At 65.4% G+C, this 874-nt stretch carries 1 protein-coding gene and 1 pseudogene; both read left to right on the forward strand.

From position 1 onward, the window contains the following. Window positions 1-406, forward strand: a pseudogene (locus HMPREF3099_RS11150) (type I-E CRISPR-associated endonuclease Cas1); the annotation flags it as partial. Further along, a complete protein-coding gene (gene cas2e / locus HMPREF3099_RS11155; RefSeq protein WP_256374428.1) occupies window positions 406-789 on the forward strand; it encodes a type I-E CRISPR-associated endoribonuclease Cas2e in 384 nt (127 codons plus the stop codon). The pseudogene HMPREF3099_RS11150 and the gene cas2e, both read left to right, overlap by 1 nt. Window positions 790-874: the final 85 nt, after the last annotated feature.

Consider the following 874-nt stretch of genomic DNA (forward strand, 5'->3'; position numbering starts at 1 on the left):
CAAGCACCCACGCTCAACTCCGAAGAGCCGCTTGTACGGCATCGTGCATTCGGTGGTCGCGGCCCTGGGCTGTTCGCCAGGACTCGGGTTCGTTCACACGGGCAACGACAGGTCCTTCGTCTACGACGTGGCCGATCTGTACAAGGCGGAGGTGAGCATCCCGGTGGCGTTCGATGCTGCCGCCCTCGATGACGTGGACCTGGAATCGACGGTGCGACGGCGGGTCCGGGATGCGGTGGTGGACCATCGCTTGCTGGAGCGATGTGCCCGGGACATCACCATGTTGTTGTTGGGTGAGGAGGAGACGCTCGAGCCGGAATGGGAGCAGGAGGAGGTGCTCTCCCTGTGGTCCGGCCGTGGGCACACTACGGTGGCAGGGGGCATCAGTTACGGGGTGGACTGGTGATGGTCCTCGTCGTGACCGCGGCGCCGAGTGGTCTGCGTGGCGAGTTGACCCGATGGCTGATGGAGATCGACTCCGGGGTGTTCGTGGGCAACCCGAGCCAGAGGATCAGGGAGGAGCTGTGGCAGCGCGTTCAGGAGAACATCAAGGAAGGACGCGCGTTGATGGTGTACCGCTCACAAGGGGAGCAGCGTCTGACCGTCCTGACACACCGTCACCACTGGGAGCCCACGGACTTCGACGGACTCACCCTCATGAAGCGGCCGCTCCCGGACGACCGTCCCGGTAATCCGCCGTCGAGACGCACAGGCTGGAGTGCTGCGCGCGCTCGTCAGCGTGGGCTTCGGCCGGGATGGCGTCGCGGAGACCCTGAGCCGAGAAACTGAAGAAGAACGGCGCGCCCGCTGCCACGTATGCTGGCGGTTAGGCCGTTTTCTTAGGGTGAGCCCCGCGCGAGCGGGGATGAGCCGT

This window comes from Kytococcus sp. HMSC28H12 (assembly GCF_001816045.1).
Taxonomy (GTDB): domain Bacteria; phylum Actinomycetota; class Actinomycetes; order Actinomycetales; family Dermatophilaceae; genus Kytococcus; species Kytococcus schroeteri.